22 protein-coding genes, 1 pseudogene and 1 riboswitch are annotated in these 20371 nt (G+C 42.6%); of the genes and pseudogenes, 4 read left to right on the top strand and 19 right to left on the bottom strand.

The window, feature by feature from the left end; translation table 11 throughout:
- Positions 1-3 precede the first annotated feature (3 nt).
- From D1970_RS09105 to ccpN, 6 genes are all read right to left on the bottom strand, one after another.
- Positions 4-792, bottom strand: a complete 789-nt coding sequence (locus tag D1970_RS09105) for an SGNH/GDSL hydrolase family protein (protein ID WP_119112549.1) — start codon at positions 790-792, stop codon at positions 4-6.
- Positions 793-941: 149 nt separating this feature from the next.
- Positions 942-2618, bottom strand: a complete 1677-nt coding sequence (locus D1970_RS09100) for an ABC1 kinase family protein (RefSeq protein ID WP_119112548.1) — start codon at positions 2616-2618, stop codon at positions 942-944.
- 15 nt (positions 2619-2633) lie between these two features.
- On the bottom strand, positions 2634-3035 hold the full coding sequence (locus D1970_RS09095) for a phasin family protein (RefSeq protein WP_119112547.1): 402 nt from the start codon (positions 3033-3035) through the stop codon (positions 2634-2636).
- A gap of 268 nt (positions 3036-3303) precedes the next feature.
- Positions 3304-5949 carry a pyruvate, phosphate dikinase gene (gene ppdK / locus D1970_RS09090; RefSeq protein ID WP_119112546.1) on the bottom strand — a complete coding sequence of 882 codons (2646 nt, stop codon included), beginning with the start codon at positions 5947-5949 and terminating at the stop codon, positions 3304-3306.
- On the bottom strand, positions 5949-6767 hold the full coding sequence (locus D1970_RS09085) for a pyruvate, water dikinase regulatory protein (protein WP_119112751.1): 819 nt from the start codon (positions 6765-6767) through the stop codon (positions 5949-5951). The genes ppdK and D1970_RS09085 overlap by 1 nt, the downstream gene beginning before the upstream one ends.
- Positions 6768-6790: 23 nt before the next feature.
- A complete protein-coding gene (ccpN, locus tag D1970_RS09080; protein ID WP_181213248.1) occupies positions 6791-7429 on the bottom strand; it encodes a transcriptional regulator CcpN in 639 nt (212 codons plus the stop codon).
- Positions 7430-8225: 796 nt separating this feature from the next.
- Here ccpN and D1970_RS09075 point away from each other — a divergent pair.
- A pseudogene (locus D1970_RS09075) lies at positions 8226-8491 on the top strand (IS1595 family transposase); the annotation flags it as partial.
- A gap of 63 nt (positions 8492-8554) precedes the next feature.
- On the top strand, positions 8555-8917 hold the full coding sequence (locus D1970_RS09070) for a hypothetical protein (RefSeq protein WP_246370043.1): 363 nt from the start codon (positions 8555-8557) through the stop codon (positions 8915-8917).
- Between the two features lie 257 nt (positions 8918-9174).
- Here D1970_RS09070 and D1970_RS09065 read toward each other — a convergent pair whose 3' ends face one another.
- The 8 genes from D1970_RS09065 to D1970_RS09030 form a co-directional block, all read right to left on the bottom strand.
- Complete coding sequence (locus D1970_RS09065; RefSeq protein ID WP_119112545.1) at positions 9175-9930, bottom strand: exodeoxyribonuclease III; 756 nt, start codon at positions 9928-9930, stop codon at positions 9175-9177.
- A gap of 90 nt (positions 9931-10020) precedes the next feature.
- Positions 10021-10488: a 6,7-dimethyl-8-ribityllumazine synthase gene (ribH, locus tag D1970_RS09060; RefSeq protein WP_119112544.1), complete on the bottom strand. Its 468-nt coding sequence runs from the start codon at positions 10486-10488 to the stop codon at positions 10021-10023.
- A gap of 17 nt (positions 10489-10505) precedes the next feature.
- Positions 10506-11699: a bifunctional 3,4-dihydroxy-2-butanone-4-phosphate synthase/GTP cyclohydrolase II gene (locus D1970_RS09055; protein WP_119112543.1), complete on the bottom strand. Its 1194-nt coding sequence runs from the start codon at positions 11697-11699 to the stop codon at positions 10506-10508.
- Positions 11700-11713: 14 nt separating this feature from the next.
- Positions 11714-12361, bottom strand: coding sequence for a riboflavin synthase (ribE, locus tag D1970_RS09050; RefSeq protein ID WP_119112542.1), 648 nt, complete (start codon positions 12359-12361; stop codon positions 11714-11716).
- A 6-nt stretch (positions 12362-12367) separates the two neighbouring features.
- On the bottom strand, positions 12368-13456 hold the full coding sequence (gene ribD / locus D1970_RS09045) for a bifunctional diaminohydroxyphosphoribosylaminopyrimidine deaminase/5-amino-6-(5-phosphoribosylamino)uracil reductase RibD (protein WP_119112541.1): 1089 nt from the start codon (positions 13454-13456) through the stop codon (positions 12368-12370).
- A 133-nt stretch (positions 13457-13589) separates the two neighbouring features.
- A riboswitch (FMN riboswitch) is annotated at positions 13590-13738 on the bottom strand.
- Positions 13739-13820: 82 nt separating this feature from the next.
- A complete protein-coding gene (locus tag D1970_RS09040) occupies positions 13821-14261 on the bottom strand; it encodes a hypothetical protein (protein WP_119112540.1) in 441 nt (146 codons plus the stop codon).
- A gap of 91 nt (positions 14262-14352) precedes the next feature.
- Positions 14353-15531, bottom strand: a complete 1179-nt coding sequence (locus D1970_RS09035; protein ID WP_119112539.1) for an FtsK/SpoIIIE domain-containing protein — start codon at positions 15529-15531, stop codon at positions 14353-14355.
- A 136-nt stretch (positions 15532-15667) separates the two neighbouring features.
- A complete protein-coding gene (locus tag D1970_RS09030) occupies positions 15668-15850 on the bottom strand; it encodes a hypothetical protein (protein ID WP_119112538.1) in 183 nt (60 codons plus the stop codon).
- Between the two features lie 176 nt (positions 15851-16026).
- Between D1970_RS09030 and D1970_RS09025 the strand changes: the two genes are divergently transcribed.
- Positions 16027-16215, top strand: a complete 189-nt coding sequence (locus D1970_RS09025) for a helix-turn-helix transcriptional regulator (protein WP_119112748.1) — start codon at positions 16027-16029, stop codon at positions 16213-16215.
- Positions 16216-16524: 309 nt separating this feature from the next.
- Positions 16525-16662: a hypothetical protein gene (locus D1970_RS22325; protein ID WP_181213247.1), complete on the top strand. Its 138-nt coding sequence runs from the start codon at positions 16525-16527 to the stop codon at positions 16660-16662.
- Between the two features lie 14 nt (positions 16663-16676).
- On the opposite strand, the gene D1970_RS09020 is transcribed toward D1970_RS22325, so the two are convergent.
- The 5 genes from D1970_RS09020 to D1970_RS09000 all read right to left on the bottom strand — a co-directional run bounded on the left by D1970_RS09020 (position 16677) and on the right by D1970_RS09000 (position 20371).
- Positions 16677-17312, bottom strand: coding sequence for an N-acetylmuramoyl-L-alanine amidase (locus D1970_RS09020; protein ID WP_119112537.1), 636 nt, complete (start codon positions 17310-17312; stop codon positions 16677-16679).
- Between the two features lie 42 nt (positions 17313-17354).
- A complete protein-coding gene (locus D1970_RS09015) occupies positions 17355-17621 on the bottom strand; it encodes a phage holin (protein WP_119112536.1) in 267 nt (88 codons plus the stop codon).
- Positions 17622-17623: 2 nt separating this feature from the next.
- A complete protein-coding gene (locus tag D1970_RS09010) occupies positions 17624-17890 on the bottom strand; it encodes a hemolysin XhlA family protein (protein ID WP_246370041.1) in 267 nt (88 codons plus the stop codon).
- Between the two features lie 85 nt (positions 17891-17975).
- A complete protein-coding gene (locus D1970_RS09005; RefSeq protein WP_119112535.1) occupies positions 17976-18503 on the bottom strand; it encodes a hypothetical protein in 528 nt (175 codons plus the stop codon).
- A gap of 77 nt (positions 18504-18580) precedes the next feature.
- A complete protein-coding gene (locus tag D1970_RS09000) occupies positions 18581-20371 on the bottom strand; it encodes a phage tail spike protein (RefSeq protein WP_119112534.1) in 1791 nt (596 codons plus the stop codon).

Here is a 20371-nt window from a genome sequence, read left to right as displayed (position 1 = left end):
CCCTCACCATGTTATCAATGATGCCACTCGTTCTGCGATCAGCTTATATCCCTTGTTATTTGGATGGAATTTGTCAGAGAACAAGTACTTATTAACATTAAGTTGAAAAATATCAAATGTTGGAACAAAAACGGTGTTTGGAACGCTGTCGAGCAAGTTTCCAGTGGCATAATTCCAGTCTCTCACAGCTTTAGTGGTTCCAGGGGCATCTTTCATGTCAATAAAAGGGTTATATAAACCTATAAAATATATGGGTGCATCCTTGTTAACATCCCGAAGCTTTGAAATGACTGTTTCCAAATTAGCAAGGTACTTCCCCTGCAAACCGGCCACATTTTCCATACTTGGATCTTTCAAAGTTTGTCCTTGCTGAAATAGGTCGTTACCGCCGATTGTAATCAGGATCATATCCGCGGCAGCTGCTTGTCTCTGGACCTCAGGCTGATCAATTTGTTGAAGAAGCTGTCCTGACCGGTAGCCCTTTACTCCCAGATTGTGGAGGACAATATCTTCCTTGGATTTTTTCTTCAACTGGTCAATTAAGTATCCTGTATAGCCTTTGCCGCTTTCATCTCCCGTACCTCTTGTCAATGAATCGCCAAGCGCAAGGATGTGTTTTTCTTTTCCCCCCTGTTTTTCCTTGGCAGCAGGCTGTTCAGGCTTAATTGTTTTTGTTTCTTTGCCCGTTTCCTCCCCAAGCTGGTTCTGCAATGTCCATCCAAATCCCGCCAATAGCAGGATAAAGACAAACAATGAAAAAATGGTCATAACCGGTACCGAATATTTTCTCACATGATCCCCCTGTCCCTGGCAATACAGCCAGTTTTATTTCCCTTCATTATAAAGCCTGGAACAATTATAAAACAAAAATGGAAATGCAATTAATGTGAACAAAAAAACAGGGCATCCATGCGCCCTGCAATATAAAATCTGCTATATTCCTAAAACCTTCCCGATTTCAAAATGGAATACAGAATCCAAAGAAACATGAAAAAGGCAATTATAAAACCGATTTCCATTGCTGGAATTCCTGTTAATATGGATTGAGATCCAAATGTCACCCCTATTATCAAGCCTAATACAACAATACTGAACGCGAGCAGTGTTAGGCTGAATGAAATCTGGTTGCTCATCCTATCGAATTTGGTCAAAATGCTTTTTATCTCAGTCAGACTGATTTCAAACTTTAAATGCCCATCTGTTGTTTTACCAACAAGTTCTTCCACTTTTCCCGGCATACTGGCTAGTGTACTTGAAAGGCCTTCGGCATCCTTCCACAGTCGTTTGCCCATGTTAACCGGATTATACCTCTCAAGAAGCAGAGCTTCTCCATAAGGCCTGGCAAGTTCAATAATGTTGATGGCAGGATCCATGTCTTTGATAATGCCTTCAAACGTGATTAAGGTTTTACCCATCATAGTCAGCTCTTTATGAATGATGATTTGATGCTCCCTCGCAGTTGCGAAAATTTCCTTGATGGTGTACCCCAAATTAAGTTCACCTAAAGGCATATGGCTCAATTTTTTACGGATGCGGTCAATATCATCGTAGAAATGATTTTCATCAACTGTATGGGGAACCTTTGCCAAACGGTAGAGCGCCTTGACGACCAAGTCTGTATCTTCCATCATCAAGCCGAGCATCAAGTTAGCAGCGTCATCCCGCATCCTTGCGGGAAGTCTGCCAACCTGGCCAAAATCAATTAAGCCTAGTTGCTCTTTTTCTGGAAGATAGAGAATATTCCCAGGATGTGGGTCTCCATGAAAGAAACCTTCCTTCAAAATCTGGGTTAAAAAAGCTTCTGCAAGCAACTCTGCTATGTTTCGCTTGCATTCCTTGCTGCAGCCCGCGCGGTCAAGCTCTGTCAGCTTAATACCGGTCAGCTTTTCCATCGTGAGCACATATGCAGTTGTATAGTCCCAATGAATATTGGGCACTTTAATCTTTTCATGGTTATCAAATTGCATTCCGATTGTTTCAGTATTCCTGGCTTCTTCAAGATAGTCCAACTCTTTTTTGATTGATTCTGCCAGCTCGTCTACCATGTCGGCCAAATGGTAGTGCCTTGCCCAATCATAGCGCTGTTCTAACAACCTTGAAAGGTCCCTCATGATTTGCAGGTCGGTAAAGATATTTTTTTTAATTCCCGGCCTTTGCACTTTTACCATGACAGAAGAGCCATCCTTTAAGACAGCCTCATGGACCTGGCCAATCGAGGCAGCTGCTACACATTCTTCATTAAAAGAATGAAAAAGTTCCTCAACAGGGAATCCGAGTTCCTGAAGGATTTTGTCTTTAATATCACCTGCCGGGACTGGTGGCACTTTATCCTGGAGCTTTTCAAGCTCTATTGTTATTTCTGCTGGCAGCAAGTCGCTCCTAATGCTTAGCATCTGCCCCATTTTTACAAAGGTAGGTCCCAGCTCTTCAAAAAGGGATCGGACACGGCTCCCCGCTGATTTCATATTTCCCTGTTTGAAATCGGATGCGATTTTCGCCTTCATTGATAACATATGGGTGAGCCCCACGTCTTCGACAATGTATCCAAAGCCGTACTTTCCAAAAAGTGAAACGATTTCCCTGTATCTGTTTAGTCGCCTTAATGAATTTTTCACCATACTTTCACCATATGGTTATCTTTCATCATCGATACGGTCAAGATAAGAATCATCGAAAACTTCTTCCCCGATGCTTGATTGTTCTTGAAAAGAAGTCTCCTTGGCAAGGTTCTGGTTTCTTATAACATCTATTTCCTGGCGTAAGAGGGACAAATCCTGCTTAACAGAATCAAGCTCTTCTTTTGTGACAAATCCTGCAGATTTTAACTGTTCCCTGGCAAAACTCTTAACTTCCTGATTCCAGTTTTCTCCTTTCTCTTCCCCTTTTCGCAGGAATTCCCGCAAAATAGAATTAGCCTCCGAATTCGTCATCGTTCCTTTCTCCACTAGCTTTATCAAATTTTCCTCAAGCTTTTCCTTCCCCGCAAGGGCAGCACCAACACCGAGAAAAAAACCTTTTTTAATTAGCTCATTCATTGTTCTTCCTCCTAAATATTAGATTGTCATTCTAATACCCTAAAAGCAGCAATACCTACACTTTTCCTGAGGATTTCAGTCAGAACCTTAATGATGATCTCCCTCTCTTTTATTTTACGTCTATCTCGGCCCGGCAACAAACGGGAACAACAAAATAAGGAGAAAAATGCTAAATGAAATGACAAATCAGCAAACTTTTCAGACAAGGATCAGAAATTTGATAATCCAAAAAAATCAGCTCTCCAATACTGGAGAGCTGATAGTTGTATCATTTTTTTCTGTGTTTGATTGTAGCCTGGGCTGCTGCAAGTCTTGCCAGCGGCACTCTGTAAGGCGAGCAACTGACATAGTTTAAACCAGTATAGTAGCAGAACTCAATGGAGCTCTTTTCACCGCCGTGCTCTCCGCATATGCCTGTTTTCAGGTTTGGTTTGGTCTGGCGGCCAAGCTTCACACCTGTTTCCACTAGCTTGCCTACACCTTCGCGGTCAAGCGCAGCAAATGGATTTTCAGGAAGCACTTTGTTTTCAATATATGTTTGAAGGAACTTGCCTTCCGCGTCATCGCGGCTGTAACCGAATGTTGTCTGCGTCAGGTCGTTGGTTCCAAATGAGAAGAAATCGGCTTCTTCTGCAATTTGGTCTGCTGTAAGTGCAGCACGCGGCACTTCAATCATCGTCCCGATTGTATAAGTAATAGTCAGGCCTTTCTCTTGCTGAACAGCTTCGGCAGCCTCAACTACCAGTTCCCTCATTTGTTTTAGCTCATTCACATGACCTACAAGCGGTATCATAACCTCTGGAGAAGCCTCGATGCCTTTTTCGGCAAGGGCAGCCACTGCGTAAAAAATGGCTTTGGCCTGCATTTCGTAAATTTCCGGATGGATCATTCCAAGACGGCAGCCGCGATGGCCCAGCATAGGGTTGAATTCATCCAGCTGGCGCACCTTCTTGAGGAGCATTTCTTTTTCCGCAAGCTCCGCAGAATCTGGATCGGTGATCTTAAGTGTTGTCGTTTCCACAATCAATTCTTCCTTGTCAGGGAGGAATTCATGGAGCGGCGGATCAAGGAGGCGGATCGTCACCGGAAGGCCCTGCATAGCCTCAAGGATTCCCTCAAAATCTCCCTGCTGCATTGGAAGCAGTTTGTCGAGAGCCTCTTTACGATCTTCGAAAGACTCCGCAAGAATCATGTCCTGTACGATTGGAATCCGTTTACTGTCCATGAACATATGCTCAGTACGGCAAAGACCGATTCCTTCCGCGCCAAACTCTCTTGCTTTCGCTGAATCTTCTGGATTATCCGCATTTGCGCGTACTCCAAGGTCCCTGATTTCGTCTGCCCATGTTAATAATAGCTGGAACTCTTCAGAAAGTTCCGGTTCAATCATCGGGATTTCTCCAAGCATGATTTCACCAGTACCACCGTCAATTGTAATGATATCCCCTTCGTTCACAACGGTCCCGCCAATTTGGAACACTTTTTCGTGAAGGTCGATTTTCATTGCTTCGCATCCGCAAATACAAGCTTTTCCCATGCCCCTTGCAACAACCGCTGCATGGCTTGTCATTCCTCCACGGCTTGTCACAACAGCCTGTGCTGCAACGATGCCATGGATATCATCCGGAGTGGTTTCCTGTCTGACAAGAATTACTTTTTTACCGTCCTTAGCCAGAAGCTCTGCCTCATCCGCATCAAAGACAACCTGGCCTGTTGCGGCACCTGGCGATGCAGGAAGACCTTTGGCAAGCTGGTTCCGTTCATGGTTGTCGTCAATCCTTCTGTGAAGGAGCTGATTTAAAGCATCCGGGTCAACGCGGAGCAGCGCTTCTTTTTTATCAAGAATGCCTTCATTCACCATTTCGACCGCAACCCTAATCGCGGCCTGAGCAGTCCTTTTTCCATTACGCGTCTGCAGAATATACAGTTTTCCGCGCTCTACCGTAAACTCGATATCCTGCATGTCGCGGTAATGCTGTTCAAGGCGGCGGCATGTTTCTGAAAATTGCTGGAACACCTCAGGCATTTCGTCTTTAAGCGTTTTGATTGGCTGCGGCGTACGGATACCTGCCACAACGTCTTCACCCTGCGCGTTGATCAGATACTCTCCGTATAGTGTATGTTCTCCTGTAGAAGGATCCCGCGTAAATGCAACGCCAGTTCCCGAATCTTCTCCCATATTCCCGAAAACCATGCTTTGGATGTTGACGGCAGTTCCAAGGTGACCCGGGATTTTATTAAGCCGGCGGTAAACGATAGCACGCTGGTTGTTCCATGAATCAAAAACGGCATTGATCGACAAGAATAACTGTTCCGTTGGATCTTCAGGGAATGCGTTTTTTGTATGCTTTTTAACGATTTGTTTGTAGCCCTTAATGACTTCGATCCAATCTTCCGCAGTTAATTCAGGGTCAGCCGTGTATCCTTTTTCCTCCCTAGTTTCTTCAAGGAGCTTCTCAAAGTAATATGTATCGACATTGAGGACGACGTCAGAAAACATTTGAATGAAACGGCGGTACGAATCGTAGGCAAATCTTGGATTGTTTGTAAGCCGCGCTACACCTTCAACTGTTTCATCATTCATTCCGAGATTCAGAATGGTGTCCATCATACCAGGCATTGAAAAGACTGCCCCAGAACGCACTGATACCAAGAGTGGATTTTCAGGGTCTCCAAGCTTCTTACCGCTTTCCTGTTCTAGTTTCGCCAGCGATTCCATCACTTGTTCCTTTACTTCAGCTGGAATTGTTTTTTCTGCATCATAATAAGCGTTGCACGCATGCGTGGAAATTGTGAAACCAAAAGGTACCGGAAGACCGATTTTTGTCATTTCGGCAAGGTTTGCACCTTTTCCACCAAGGATTTCCTTCATTTCGCTGTTTCCTTCATTAAACATATAAACAAATTTAGCCATTAGTTGGAGCTCCTTTCGCTTTTCAAAATGTCCAGTATTTGGCTTGCTGTTTCTTCTACTGCTTTATTAGAAACATTGATAATCGGGCAGCCGACCCGTTTCATGATTTTTTCAGCGTAATCAAGCTCTTCAAGAATGCGCTCATAGCTTGCGTAATTTGCCTGTGAAGTCAGGCCGAGAGCTTTCAGCCTTTCTTTCCGGATTTCATTCAATTTATCAGGTGAAATAATTAGCCCGACCACCTTGCCGCGAGGTACCTTGAACAGCTCATCTGGAGGCTTTACTTCCGGCACAAGCGGAACGTTTGCAACCTTGAAGCGCTTGTGGGCAAGGTACATGGATAATGGTGTCTTTGAGGTTCTTGACACGCCAGCCAGTACAATATCAGCCCTAAGGACTCCGCGCGGATCACGGCCGTCGTCGTATTTGACGGCAAACTCGATTGCTTCAATCTTTCTGAAATAATCGTCATCAAGCTTTCTCATCATTCCAGGCTGGTTGTTCGGATCTTTGTCAAACTTCTTTGTAAAAGCGCTAAGCAGTGGATTCAGAAGGTCTACTGCCATAATTCCTTCTTCTGCTGCCCTTCTGTCCAGATATTTCTTAAGATCCTGAATGACGATGGTGTACGCAATGATGGACTTAGTCTGTCTGGCAAGAATAATCACATCTTCAATATCTTCATGGTCTTCTACGTAAGAGCTCCTTCGAATGTCAACCTGCCCTCCATTGAACTGGGTGGCAACCGCCTTTACGACAAATTCAGCTGTTTCGCCAACTGAATCGGATACAACGTAGACTACTTCCTTTTTGTTCAAATCCATAATCACTTCCTCCAGTGTTAAATTTCCAGCATTTCTGCGTAAGCTCTCGTTATCGTTGTCTTTGTGATGCGCCCGATTACTTCAATCATATTAGGTTCAGTCTCACTTTCCCTTACGACTGGAAGCGAGTCGATATGGTTATGGATCAGTTTCTTTGCCGCGTCAAGAAGTGTCTCCTCGGGCTTGACAGTCACAATATTAGGCATTCTGGTCATGATGACGCTTACAGGCAATTCCTCAAGATTAGTATTGCCTATGGCTGCACGGAGGAGATCTTTGCGTGAAATCACACCGGATAAGAATCCATTTTTATCCACGGCATAAAGAGTTCCGACATCTTCAAGAAAAATCTGGACGATGGCGTCATATACAGATGTGGATTTTTGGACGACAATCGGGTGTGCCTTATAGTCATTGACAATCTGGCTCGCGATGTCCGCCGCATGCTTCTTCAATTCAGTGTTTGGATTGAAGTAATATCCGACCCTTGGTTTGGCCTCGAGACTTCCGGCCATTGTCAGTATGGCAAGGTCGGGCCTCAGCGTAGCCCTCGTTAGGGACAGCTTATCAGCAATCTGTTTACCGGTGATCGGTCCATCCTTTTTAACGATGAGCAGAATTTCCTCCTGCCGTTTCGTAAGTTTAATAATAGTCACCGCCCTCTATTTTTTCGATATATGATATACCTTTTATAAAGCACATGTATTTGTGTTATGCTTTTTCATATATAGTATATAACAATTAGTTTGAAGACGGAATATATTTTATGACAAAATTTAAAACAGTTATCCGATGACCTGATTTATACGATTTTACCGGTGGAAAACTTCTATTCTCATTGCATCAATCCACATAAGTTCCTTCATTAATAAAGCCTCAACATAAGGTTAATCCATTCTGGCGAAAAACCCAGCTTTAAAAAAAGGCAGAGCGACCCGTTAAGCGCTGTCAGCATTCAGGTGAGAATGATTGCTTGATATTTACATATATCAACATAAGTGGATGTAAATCACATCTAATAGGAATATATTTACGTTGATCGAGAATATATCACTGCTTATCGGGAATAACCATGAGCTTATCGGGAATAACCGCGAGCTTATCGGGAATATCACATTTTGAAGTTTCAACATCTCTCAGAATAATAGTTCGGTAACGGGTAACAGAGGTCTGTCTGTGGAGAAATATGCCGGGAGAATGACACCGGGCAGAAGATACTATGATAGCCTATTAATAAGAAGGCTCTGTAAAAGGTAAATGTTGATATTTGCTACCTATCTAAATACTTAGTTCAATATAAGAACACACATTCGGGCGATATGGTAAGCTTGAGCAAAGCGTTCAGTAACTTGTTAAAACATATCGCCAATTTGTCACACACAAAAAAAGAACGAGTGTTTCAATGGGTAAAACGCTATGTTGAACCTTCATCCTCTGTTGGTGGTCGTCTAAAAATCAAACGATGGCAAACACGTTATCAAGGGCTTGTATCCTATTCAAAATGTCAATGGTCTCCATTCTCGTATGAAACAATGGATAGACCGTTTTAAGGGTGTTACTACAGAGTACCTCGACAACTACTTTGCGTGGTGCTTGTATATAGGTAGCCGTAGTAATGAAAGTACAAAACACAATATTAAGAATTTCTATTAACATCATTTGTATTTGAAATAACAGATACTTATGATAGTTTACGTTTATCAAAATTCAAAATTTGACTAATAAGTATTTGCAACTTCAATCGAAATAAAAACGTCTAATTAAAGAAACGAGGAAATCAATTGAAAAGAAGAATTTTTATTATCGCTATGATATTTTCATTCATCTTAACGATTATTTCGGGTTGTTCAGAAGATAATTCTAATAAATCATCAGCAGACTGGGCTTTTTCATTTGTAGTGTGGGATAGTTATATTTATCGAGTATGTGATGACTTTGTAAACGAAATAAATGAGGAAATTGGAGAAGTGACAAAGTATTCCGATATGGAAGGCACATACACTGGTAACTTCTCAAACGAATATGAAAAAGGTACAAAATATTATTCGATTAAAGGAATAAGTGTAGAAGAAGCAATTGCGATTAGAGAAGAAGATGGAAAGTTTAGAAAAGCGATTAGGGATGGAAAGCATGGTGAGAAATAACTTAGTTTAATTAGGGTAACTCCATTTAAAAGGAGTTTCCCTTTAAATTTATTAGAAAATCAACATTAAGATTTAACACAGCAAATAAGAAGGAAAAATTCATTTTCTTCCTAAAATCACGCAACGACTTACCGTTCCCATCAAAAAATCTCTTAAACAAGAAATCGCCATTTCCCAACTATGAAAAGCTGAGTAATGACGACTTTTTCTTAAAGATGCTATCTTTTATGTGAAAGGCAGCATACTCCATACACTGTTTACAGCGACATTTCTAGTAGGATTGGGCAATGATCGCTTCCCATGATTTCCGGCTGGATGGCAGCGTTAGCCACCATTGGGATCAGTCGTTCAGAAACGATAAAATAGTCAATGCGCCAGCCAATATTCCTTTCCCTGACTTTATTCATATAGGACCACCACGTATAGGCCCCTTCCTCATCAGGGTGCAGACTTCGAAAAGTATCGACAAAGCCGCTGCTAAGCAGGTCGGACATTTTTTGACGTTCTTCATCGGTGAATCCTGAATTTCCTTTATTGCTTTTGGGATTCTTTAAATCTATTTCGTTATGGGCGACATTCAAATCGCCGCACAGAATGACCGGCTTTTGGACATCAAGTTCCTGCAAATACTCCCTTAGCCTGTCTTCCCACTTGAGGCGGAAAGGCAGCCGGGCCAAATCCCGCTGCGAATTGGGCGTATACACATTCACAAGATAAAAAGACTCAAGTTCAAGTGTAATTGCTCGCCCTTCCGAATCATATTGATCAAGCCCAATTCCATAAGATACCGAGAGCGGCTTGTGTTTCGTAAAAATGGCTGTACCTGAATAGCCTTTTTTGACTGCGTAATGCCAGTAATGAGTATAGCCTTCAGGCTGCAAATCAATTTGCCCTTCCTGAAGCTTTGTTTCCTGTATGCAGAAGAAATCGGCGTCCGTCTCTGTAAAATAATCAAGAAACCCTTTTTTGCAGCATGCCCTTAGGCCATTAACGTTCCATGAGATTAATTTCATCTTGTTTCCTCCAAGAAGCTTTTTTCCATGTCAAAGGGATAACCATAAAAGGTTATCCCTAAGATTATAGCAAACTTTCCTATTAAAATATCAGCCGATGCTTCTCATCAAACTCGCCATTTCAATCGCTGCAGATGCTGCATCCCAGCCTTTGTTGCCAGCTTTTGTCCCTGCCCTTTCAATCGCCTGCTCAATTGATTCCGTTGTCAGCACTCCGAAAATGACAGGAATCCCTGATTTCAGAGAAGCTGCGGAAATTCCTTTCGCCGATTCATTGCATACATAGTCAAAATGCGGGGTTGCCCCGCGGATGACCGTTCCAAGTGTGATGACTGCATCATAACGCCCGCTCTCTGCAAGCTTTTGGGCAACAAGCGGAATTTCAAAGGCTCCCGGCACCCATGCTGTGTCAATGTTTTCTTCCTCAACCCCGTGCCTTCTAAGTGCATCCAGAGCACCGCCGAGCAGTTTGCTTGTAATGAACTCATTGAACCGTCCCACAACGATTCCCACTTTTAACCCTGTACCGACTAAATGTCCTTCAAATGTTTTTCCCATCACTGATTCCTCCTGTTTTAAAATGTGAACAAATGCCCAAGTTTATTTTTTTTTGTTTTTAAATAACTTTCGTTATCTTTATTGAAATCCATCTGGATCGGCACGCGCTCTGTTACTTCCAGCCCGTAACCGGCAAGACCGTTTATTTTCCTTGGATTATTCGTCAGAAGCCTCATCCTTGAAATCCCGAGATCACGGAGAATTTGCGCTCCGACTCCGTAATCCCGCAAGTCTGCGGCAAAACCAAGCTTTTCATTCGCTTCAACCGTATCATAGCCTTCTTCCTGCAATTTATAAGCTCTCATTTTATTCAGGAGTCCGATTCCCCGGCCTTCCTGCCGCATATATAAAAGCACACCGCTGCCAGCTTCCTCTATTTGAATCAATGCAGCATGGAGCTGCGGGCCGCAGTCGCATCTGCAGGAGCCGAACACGTCACCGGTAAGGCATTCTGAATGAACACGAACCAATATATCTGAGTCTTTTTCGATATCACCTTTTACCAGTGCAACATGCTCCTTGCCATCAAGGACGTTCGAATAGCCAATTGCCTTAAAATTTCCGTATTCTGTCGGAAGCGATATTTCCACTTCTCTTCTGACAAGTTTTTCCCTGAGGTGCCGGTAGCTGATCAAATCCTTGATGGTGATCATTTTGATATTAAACCTGTCTGCAATTTCCCTCAGCTGCGGCACACGTGCCATCGATCCATCTTCGTTCATAATTTCGCAAATCACGCCGGCGGGAGCGGCACCGGCGAGCTTTGCCAGATCGACAGCTGCTTCTGTATGCCCTGCCCTTCTTAAAACCCCGCCCCTTTTGCTGATCAACGGGAAAATGTGGCCAGGCCTTTTGAAATCGACAGGCTTAGAGTCCGGCCGGATGAGTTCCTTGACGGTCTGGCTCCGTTCCAATGCAGAAATCCCTGTCGTCGAGCTTTTATGGTCGACACTAACCGTGAAGGCAGTGCCATGCGGGTCCGTGTTGTGGCTTGTCATATAATCAAGTTCGAGCCTGCTGGCAATCTCTTCATCCACTGGGACGCAGACAAGACCCCTGCCATGAGTGACCATAAAATTGATGACCTCAGATGTGGCCTTCTCAGCAAGTGCGATAAAATCCCCTTCATTTTCACGGTCCTCATCATCGCAAACGATGACTATTTTTCCAGCTTTCAAATCGTCGATTGCTTCTTCAATCGTATTAAACATGGCCAGTCCTCCTTCTACATAAATCCGTTTTCCTGCAAAAACGCCTCGCTGATGGATGTCTTGTTAGAACATTTCATTCCTTTTATAAAGTGGCCTACATACTTGCCAATCATGTCGCTTTCAATATTGACAGGGTCTCCGCACTCTTTTTCTCCAAGGATGGTGCCCGTAAGTGTATGCGGAATGAGCGACAATGTGAAACTGCCCTGCGATACTTCAAAAACAGTCAGGCTTGTACCGTCTACTGCCACAGAGCCTTTTACAATCAGTCCTTCCATCATTTCTTCACTGGTTCCGATTTCGTACTGAACTGCATTACCAAGCTGTTGTTTTCTGATGATTTTGCCCGTACCATCGACATGCCCTGAAACAAAATGCCCACCGAAACGTCCGCCAGCTGCTATGGCCCGTTCAAGGTTGACGGAGGAGCCAGGTTTCAATTTCCCCATATTCGTCGCTTTGAGTGTTTCTGGCATAACGTCGGCCGTAAAACCATTACTGCTTAAGCTTGCTGCTGTTAGGCAGACACCGTTCACAGCAATGCTGTCACCAAGCTGAATATCTGACACAACTTTTTTTGCTAGGATGGAGAGCTGGTAGGCATCTCCCGTATTTTTGATGAAAGCAACTTTTCCTATTTCTTCAATGATCCCTGTAAACATCGTGTTTCACCTCCGTGCCGGTTTAGCCGTAATTCTGATATCACTGCCAACCTTGCTGATATCTGTAAACTCAACCATAGCTGCATCTGCCATTCTCGAAATTCCTTCTCCTCCGAATGCTGTTCGGGCATCTCTGCCTCCGAAAAGCTTTGGTGCCATGTAAGCAATGATTTGCTGGAATGCCTGCTCTTTTAAAAAGCTCCCGTGGACTTCTGCACCTCCTTCTACAAAAAGCGAAGTGATTCCTCGACGGCTTAATTCTTTTAACAGGGGAATAACCGCAGGTCTGCTCCCTTCCATTTCAATCACTTCCGCCCCGAGGCCCCTTAGATCACTTGCTTTCTCTCTGTCGTGTGCTCTGCCAGCAATTACCCATACAGACGCCTCTTTGTCATTTAGGAGACGGGATGTAAGCGGGATAAGGAGTTTAGAGTCAAGAATGATCCTAATTGGGTTTTTCCCGCCTCCAGGGATCCTTGCGGTCAGGCTTGGATTATCCTGAATCACGGTCCCGATGCCAACCATAATGGCATCATGACGGTGCCTCAGTTGCTGCACATCCGCCCGTGCCTCAGAGCCTGTGATCCACTTGCTTTCTCCTGAAGCAGTCGAAATTTTCCCGTCAAACGTCATCGCTGTTTTTAGTGTGACAAAAGGAAGCCCTGTCTTGATATGATGGAAAAAGACTTCATTGATCTTATTCGCCTCTTCTTCAAGAAGACCCGTTTGCACTTCGATTCCGGCTTCTTTCAGCCTGGCAATGCCTTTGCCGCAGACAAGGGGATTCGGGTCAGTAGAAGCAACAAACACTTTCCGGATGCCTGATTTCATTACAAGATCAGCACAAGGAGGTGTTTTTCCATAATGGCTGCAGGGCTCCAGCGTGACGTAAAGAACTCCTCCATTTGCTTTTTCTCCAGCCATTTTGAGAGCATGCACTTCAGCGTGCGGTTCGCCGGCCCTTAAATGAGCCCCAAGCCCGGTAACCTGGCCGTTTTTGACAACAACAGCACCAACCGCTGGATTAGGTGATGTCTGTCCTAATGCGCTTCTGGCCATGTCGATTGCCAACTGCATATAATCCCGGTCCTGCATAATGACCCCCCTTTTCTATGTAAAAATAAAAAGACCCCGAAGAAGGAAAACTTCCATCGGGGCCTAAAAAAAGACAATATTAAATCAGAGGATAACAAAAGGCTATTTTGCCCCTGTCAATCCCAGTTTAATTTTTTTCCTTCTCCCATCCAGACTTTAACTGTCGGCTCTGGAGTTTCACCAGATCCACCGTTTAACATGCGTTAACCGGGTCACGGACTAAGAAGCATATTCTGCTTCATCACCGCCGGTTGGGAATTACACCCGACCCCGAAGGCGACCGTATCTCAACCGATACAGTCGTTATATTTATTCAGTTGTTGTTATAATATTACTTTAGGAAATAAATCAATGCAAATATAATTTATCGTATCTCCTCAAATGTCAGGATTTCATGACGAATCCCGTACAGCCATTCCTGCAGCTTCTTTTTTCTTCCTTCATTAACAGTAAAAAAATAAAGTATTGGCACTTTCAAACTCGGCAATATCTCTCTATATGCTTCAATCTTCTTTTTGTTGTCTATCATATTCCGAGTGTTATCTATTTCTATAATATGCATGTATCCATTTCGCTCAAAAACGGCATCTGCAACCACCTTTTTACTTTTGAGTGTTAACCCCTTAATCATGATTTCAAACTCAGACAACGGCTTATGTGCGACTTCTAGCGTGTGCTCTGTTCGCCAATTCATCGGGCAGTTAAAATGTACAAAAGCATCGTTTCGTAATAGGCTGTGTTGGATTAATGGTGACTTCTTCACCTCTTTCGTGCTCCCGATCAGCGCCCTTCCTTCTTTGTTCAAATAGATGATTTTCTCCCGGTCGAAGTAGGACTGATGTGTATATGGCTCTAATTGCCGCACAACCCTGCAAGCATTGCGATAGCTCTTTAAATCATGTATGCGTAGTAGGTGTTTGATCTTCGCCACTCCCAGCTTGTCTATGGTCATTAACAACTGTTCGATTCTTTCCATTTTCATCGAGTCTTTCCCCCATCATTTGAAATATCATCTTGTCATTGATGTATGGGACTTGGATAAAGTGTTTTTTCTCTACTTTGTATATGGCCCTTCCTGGTATGGCTGGTAGCTTCTCTGCTCCGTATTCATCTAACAAGACTTTGCTTCCGATGGCTTCCGGAACTAGGAAGGAAATTCGGCTCACGATGTTCATTTTTACCGACATACTCACGCTTTCCTTGGTCGGATATTGCGTACAGTAAATAAGTCTCAGCCCGATTCCCCCGCCGATCCGGCTGATTTCACTCAATGCCGATTGGCTGTATTCCGCATATTTCTTCTTGCTGCCACCAATGATTCTCGGCGACAGCTCTGCACCTTCGTCCACGATTACAAACTTCCGCTTCTTAATGGGCGTATCCACGATATTATTCCATCCTCGTGATCTAAACATTTTTTCGTCCCCTTTTAACTGTTCGACAATCTCATTGAGCATTTCAGCCGCTTCGTACACATCACAAGCGACTTTAACTTGTGGCAGCCCAGAAAATTTATAAAACTCCAATCCGGCTTTCATATCCAAAATATAAAATTCTGCATCGTCCGGATTATTGAGCAGAAGCGTGTTAAAGATGGCCTTCAAGCAGACTGTCTTTCCAAACCTTGTCGCGCCGCCCATCAACATATGTGGCAACTTGTCAAAGTCGTGGTACAGGATTCCTTGATAAGACACGCCGACTGGAACCTCCCACGTGCCAGGTCGAATCAATTTGTCATCGTATGTCCAGTTAGATAGTTTAGTCTCATAAACAGTAAGTTTGAGAAATCCATCTAACTCCATTTCCGCTTCTTTATTTAGTCCGTCTTTTATGGCCGGAAGTACGCTTTGTATATTGCTTTCTCCAAGTCCTAACGGCACGCTGTAAAAATAGGATACATAACCATCGCCATTCTTCTTCGTGCGTAATTTCGGGTGTTGTAGGCTGTCTCCAAACTTGATACATGTATTTGTGTTTTCAAATATTCGTTGTATCTTCACTTCATCGGAAACAGGCTTTTTCGGGATAAACGCTGCACCCATTGCAAGGGCAGGGATGGCAAGCCATTCGAGCATTTTGCACCTCCTGTTTTTTTCTGCGAAGTTGCAGGAAAAAGAAATATGAAATATTTCAGTCTGAGAAAAAGAGAAGAAAATGGGACAAGGAGAAATACAGCTATAAACCAGATGGAACACGACAAAGTAGAATGAACTACATGAAGAAGCTACTGTACAGGACTTTTAACAAGTACAAGATACCGCCATATTTGCATGTTTCGAGGACAAGACGGACCATGGTTTCGTTTATCTGTACAACATCTTCTAACAGTCCGAAAGCAACCAGAGATCCTCCGAATATTCCAGTAGCGACAATGCCAAACGTAAACGGATCCATGTCATTCCTCCCTTCTTTGTATGGTTCAGTGTATACAGCAAAGATGTAAAAATTGCTTGTTTTATCACGTTTTCTTGATACAAATACATAAATATTTGATATAATGGATATAGGAGGAATAAACAAAGGGGATGGTGAATATTAATGGTATCTTAGGCATTAAGGAGTTTGAAGGAATGAAACCGAGAATTAAAGATATCAGAGTCAGCAAAGGACTCATGCAGATATATGTAGCGAAAGAAGCAAAAATTTCTCAGCAGCAATTGAGCGATTATGAACGGGGAAGAACATTCCCGAGGATAGATAAGGCGTATCGTTTGGCGAAGGTGTTGGGTGTGGAAGTTGGAGATTTATATGAAGATTAGACTTATACTGTGACATATAGGATGTGAAAAAAATGCGAATCAATGATGGAAGCATTTGCAGTGATTGTAAATATTTTGAACATGATTGTGATTTAGACAATGGGTGTATGGAATATTGTTGGCACTCTAATAGTGAAGTGAAAGAGATTTTTATAGACGATTATGATTACGAAAAAGTTGTTTCCGAATGCAGAGGTTACGAAAAGAGTTGATGGCGTAGTCCAAACAGAAGGTGAAAAAATGAGCGCGACAATCAGGATTAAATACAACTCTCCAGCTGGGGAAGTGTTGTAAGCAGGGAAGTTTCAGTTGAAAGGGCGATTGCCAGAAGAAGTTGCTGCAGAGTGGATCCGGCAGATACGGCGTGATGTTTACTACGAAGGATTGATCAGAGTCATTTATGATGGAGATCAGGATATAACAGAAAAAGTGAAAGCCCTGCTGTGAACAGGGCTTTATTTTTATTTGGTTACAAATGCTTGGAATCCCGCAGCCTTTAACTTTGCTGCCTGTGCTTCTGCATTTTTCTTGTCTTTAAATGCACCAACTTGGACTTTATACAAGCCACCAGTTGGCTTATTGGACGGTTTTGGTTTGACTTTAATTGAGTTTAATTTTTTAAGTTCGATAGCAACAGCATTTTTAAAGCTGTCCCATCTACCCTCCGCAAGTATTCGATGTGGGCAATTTTTGCCGCTCCAATCTTGATGCTTTTTAACACGCTCAACACCCCAGCCACGTTCTTTTAGTAGTTGCGCCACAAACTGCACCGTAAGTCCTTCCGCTTGATAATATCGCGTACCGCCAGACTTGCTGTAACAAATTTCAATGTGAATGCTTTTTCGGTTGCCTGGTCCGTTTCCGTCACCAGCTGCCCAAGCGTTACGGTTTAACGGAATACCTTGCACGACCTCTTTATCATCAATAGCGAAATGGAAAGAAACCTCGTTGTTGTTGCTGGTCATGTATTTTACTTCATTTTCTGCTGAAGCATCATTATAAGTGTTGTGGATTGTGATTGATTCGGGATCCATAGCATTAGGACATTTGATATTGTGTTTGTTTGGAGATACAAGATTCAGCTTAGGTTTAATCATTTTAATTCCTCCTCATAATAAAAAGCCGCCCGGGTGGACGACTTATTGTGGATTTTTGTAATTTTTGGCTCGTTGGCTATCAGAAAAACCTTTTGTAGTAGGGTCATTGACTGCATTATAAACACTGACAATAATCGTACCGACTACATAAGGGTTAGAGACTGCTTTCATCAACAAATCAAAAACATAACCCCAAGTTGTGAGATCCTGTGCTGTAAGCCCGAAGTATCCGAGTATAGGTACAAAAATTGATAACACGAGCTGTGCTATGAATGATGGGTTTTTAAACCTGACTTTCCAGTTAATCATGATTAAATTCCTCCTTTAAAAACATCAATTACTATCGCTATCCCGCCACCAACAAGAGCAATCACAGCCGTTGAAATCAAAGCATTAGTGATTGTCCGTTTAAGCCATTTAGTATCATCCTTGATTTCTGTGAGCGCATCTTTAATGCCTTGTATGGTTTGATCTTGTAAAAGTTGTTTGTCTTGCAGCCGCCTGATATCATTTTTTAAATTTTCTATATCATTCTGCACACCTGATTTCCACGGATCCATCATGCGTTCTGACTCCATTTGTCTCCCCACCTTATCCATTTATAACAACAAAAAAAGAACCCACGAATGAGTTCTTCTAATTCATATATTTAATCGTAATCCACTACCTTAATAATTTAGCTTCCTCAATTTTATCTTTTGCTACATCTGGATTATTCGACTTTAAAGCATCAGCTGCCTGTGATATTGCTAAAAAATAGTCTTTATCATCAGGGTAAAAATCCTGTAAATCTGCTACCAGTAAAGCTAATTGATCACCGAAGGCCACATAATTCTCGACAATATTCTCCGGATCCCCTACAGGGTTGTTTAAATAACCTAGAGCTTGTTCTTCTAATGCAGGAGCATCACTCATAAGATACACTTGCCCTCCGCTATACACGGCATCTTTCTGAGCTTTAACACCCAGGAAGTTCCACGGGTATTCTCCTCCTGTATCAACTGTTCTTTCAGTAGGTGGTGCAGGGGGTTCTGACTCTAAATTTGACTGTGAATTTGCGTCATCTGTTTTAGATTCTACATTAGCTTCCTCCGCATTTTCTTTAGTGTTGGCATCATAAGCTAAAGCACTCAAACCGATCACTCCTCCAGCCAAAAGCACTCCAACAAGTCCTATTAGTGGCTTTTTCATATTGACTCCCCTTCCCAATATATCCATATACGAATATATTAACAAAGAGTTTCAAAATTTAATACACGAAATACATTCTAAAAATTTCCGCCACTTCTACTTTGAATAAAAAATCTATTCCTTACTATCAAGCTTACTCTTGCTAAGTCATCAGGTTTAACTTCAATTGTGTGATAATCCCTCGTAACTCTCCCTTCCGAATCCTTTCTAAGGAATGGAATGATATTAATTTCCCCTTCCAACGAGTCAAAACTCACCAAATTACCGTCAACTTTCACAGCCAATTTAGATGGAAGTTGATCATATTCCCAAATGCCATAGTCAATTGGATGCACATGGTCAGGTATGCTAATTTCCATACCGTGTGTGTGTTCATCTAATTGGATTTGAAAAGGATGGCTATGCGCTTTTGTAGTGACTGGATGAGCATGATTTAGTTGATCGGTTACTTCAACAGCGTGAATATGAGGATCATATGTCTGATTCGGAAGATGAATAGACGTATATAAGAAAAAGCCGGGATTAGCAAATCCGCTTGTAAAAGTTGTTTCTCCTCCTGCTGCTGTAGTTGAACTTTTAACTACTCCGCCACCAGCAGATGTTGTAGATTGACTTATGGCTTTACCACCTGCTTTAACAGCCCTGCTATATGAACGAAATTTAGAAGTTTTAATTCTAAGAATCGATTCATTTACATTTAACATATCATCAGGAAAGGGAAATTCGATGATTGCCGGATAACTTGAATCAACGTTGTCATTAAAGGTATAAGAGTCTATATTTGTAGCACCCTGCGCATACAACTCATTTATCTGCTGTCTACGTTCCAAGTCAGCCGTAGTTGTGCCTAAATCCTCGGTTTTGTTGGCGATTTCCAGCTGTACGTCTCCCGGATTCCCCTTGATATCACCTTTAGACTCTTTTACTATTCTCGCTTCGAATGTTCCGATTTCATCATCTACCCATCGGATTATACGGCCCATTTTCAGCTTGTCTGAATCTTCTCCGGTGATTAGTGCAATATCAGCCGCAGATCCTTTGTATGTGACTTTTGGTGTTTTCCACTTTGCTAACAAACCTTCTACATTTGCTTTCAGTGTGTCCGCATTTTCAAAACGTCTATCCACAAATATATAGGCCCTAACACCATACTTAGCGATCGAGTCAGTATCCTGTACATACGGGATGCCACCATTTACTTTTTTGATATTAAGTTGATTAATGCCCTCACCGTATCCAAGCGCGTAAATACGGTTAAACACAACAGTTGGATCTTCGTCCTTTTCGATGCCGCGCTGATTCTTTCCGTATCTCGCTTCACAAGTGACTTTTGTCTCCGGCTTGACTAAATTCAACGTCCAAGGATAACTTTGTGTGTCCCATGTCCACTGATATTGCTGGTCAAATGGCTTCGGCACGCTGAACAAAGCAGACAATAGATTTTCATTTTCCCACTTGTAGCTAAAATACCGGGTAATCTCAACCGTACCAAGCTTCCAGCGCTGTTCAGTCTGGCTGCTTAGGATGTAATTCAAATTCTGTGTTGTTGTCCAGTTATCCTTTTGATGATATAAAAAGAGCACGTCATCTAGCAGACTAGCTAGAACGTGCTCACATTCGTATGTGATTTCATTTGTACTTTCGCTTTTGATTGTGTTTGCTGGTGATATCCTAAACAAGCCAATATATTCATCGTGATCCCATAACTCCACATAATACAACGGCTTGCATTCTGCGTTTTTCGGATCGTTCAACGGCAGCGAAAATTTACATGTCCATATATCATTAAATCCTTTTTCATAGCCGATTTTAAAAGCATTTTCAAGGATAGCAACAAGTTGTCGTTGTTGATTTAGTATTTTAATCAA

It is taken from the genome of Mesobacillus zeae (assembly GCF_003570705.1).
Taxonomy (GTDB): domain Bacteria; phylum Bacillota; class Bacilli; order Bacillales; family Cytobacillaceae; genus Mesobacillus_C; species Mesobacillus_C zeae.
Note: the sequence above shows the minus strand (reverse complement) of the source record. Positions and strands in the feature narration are given on the sequence as shown.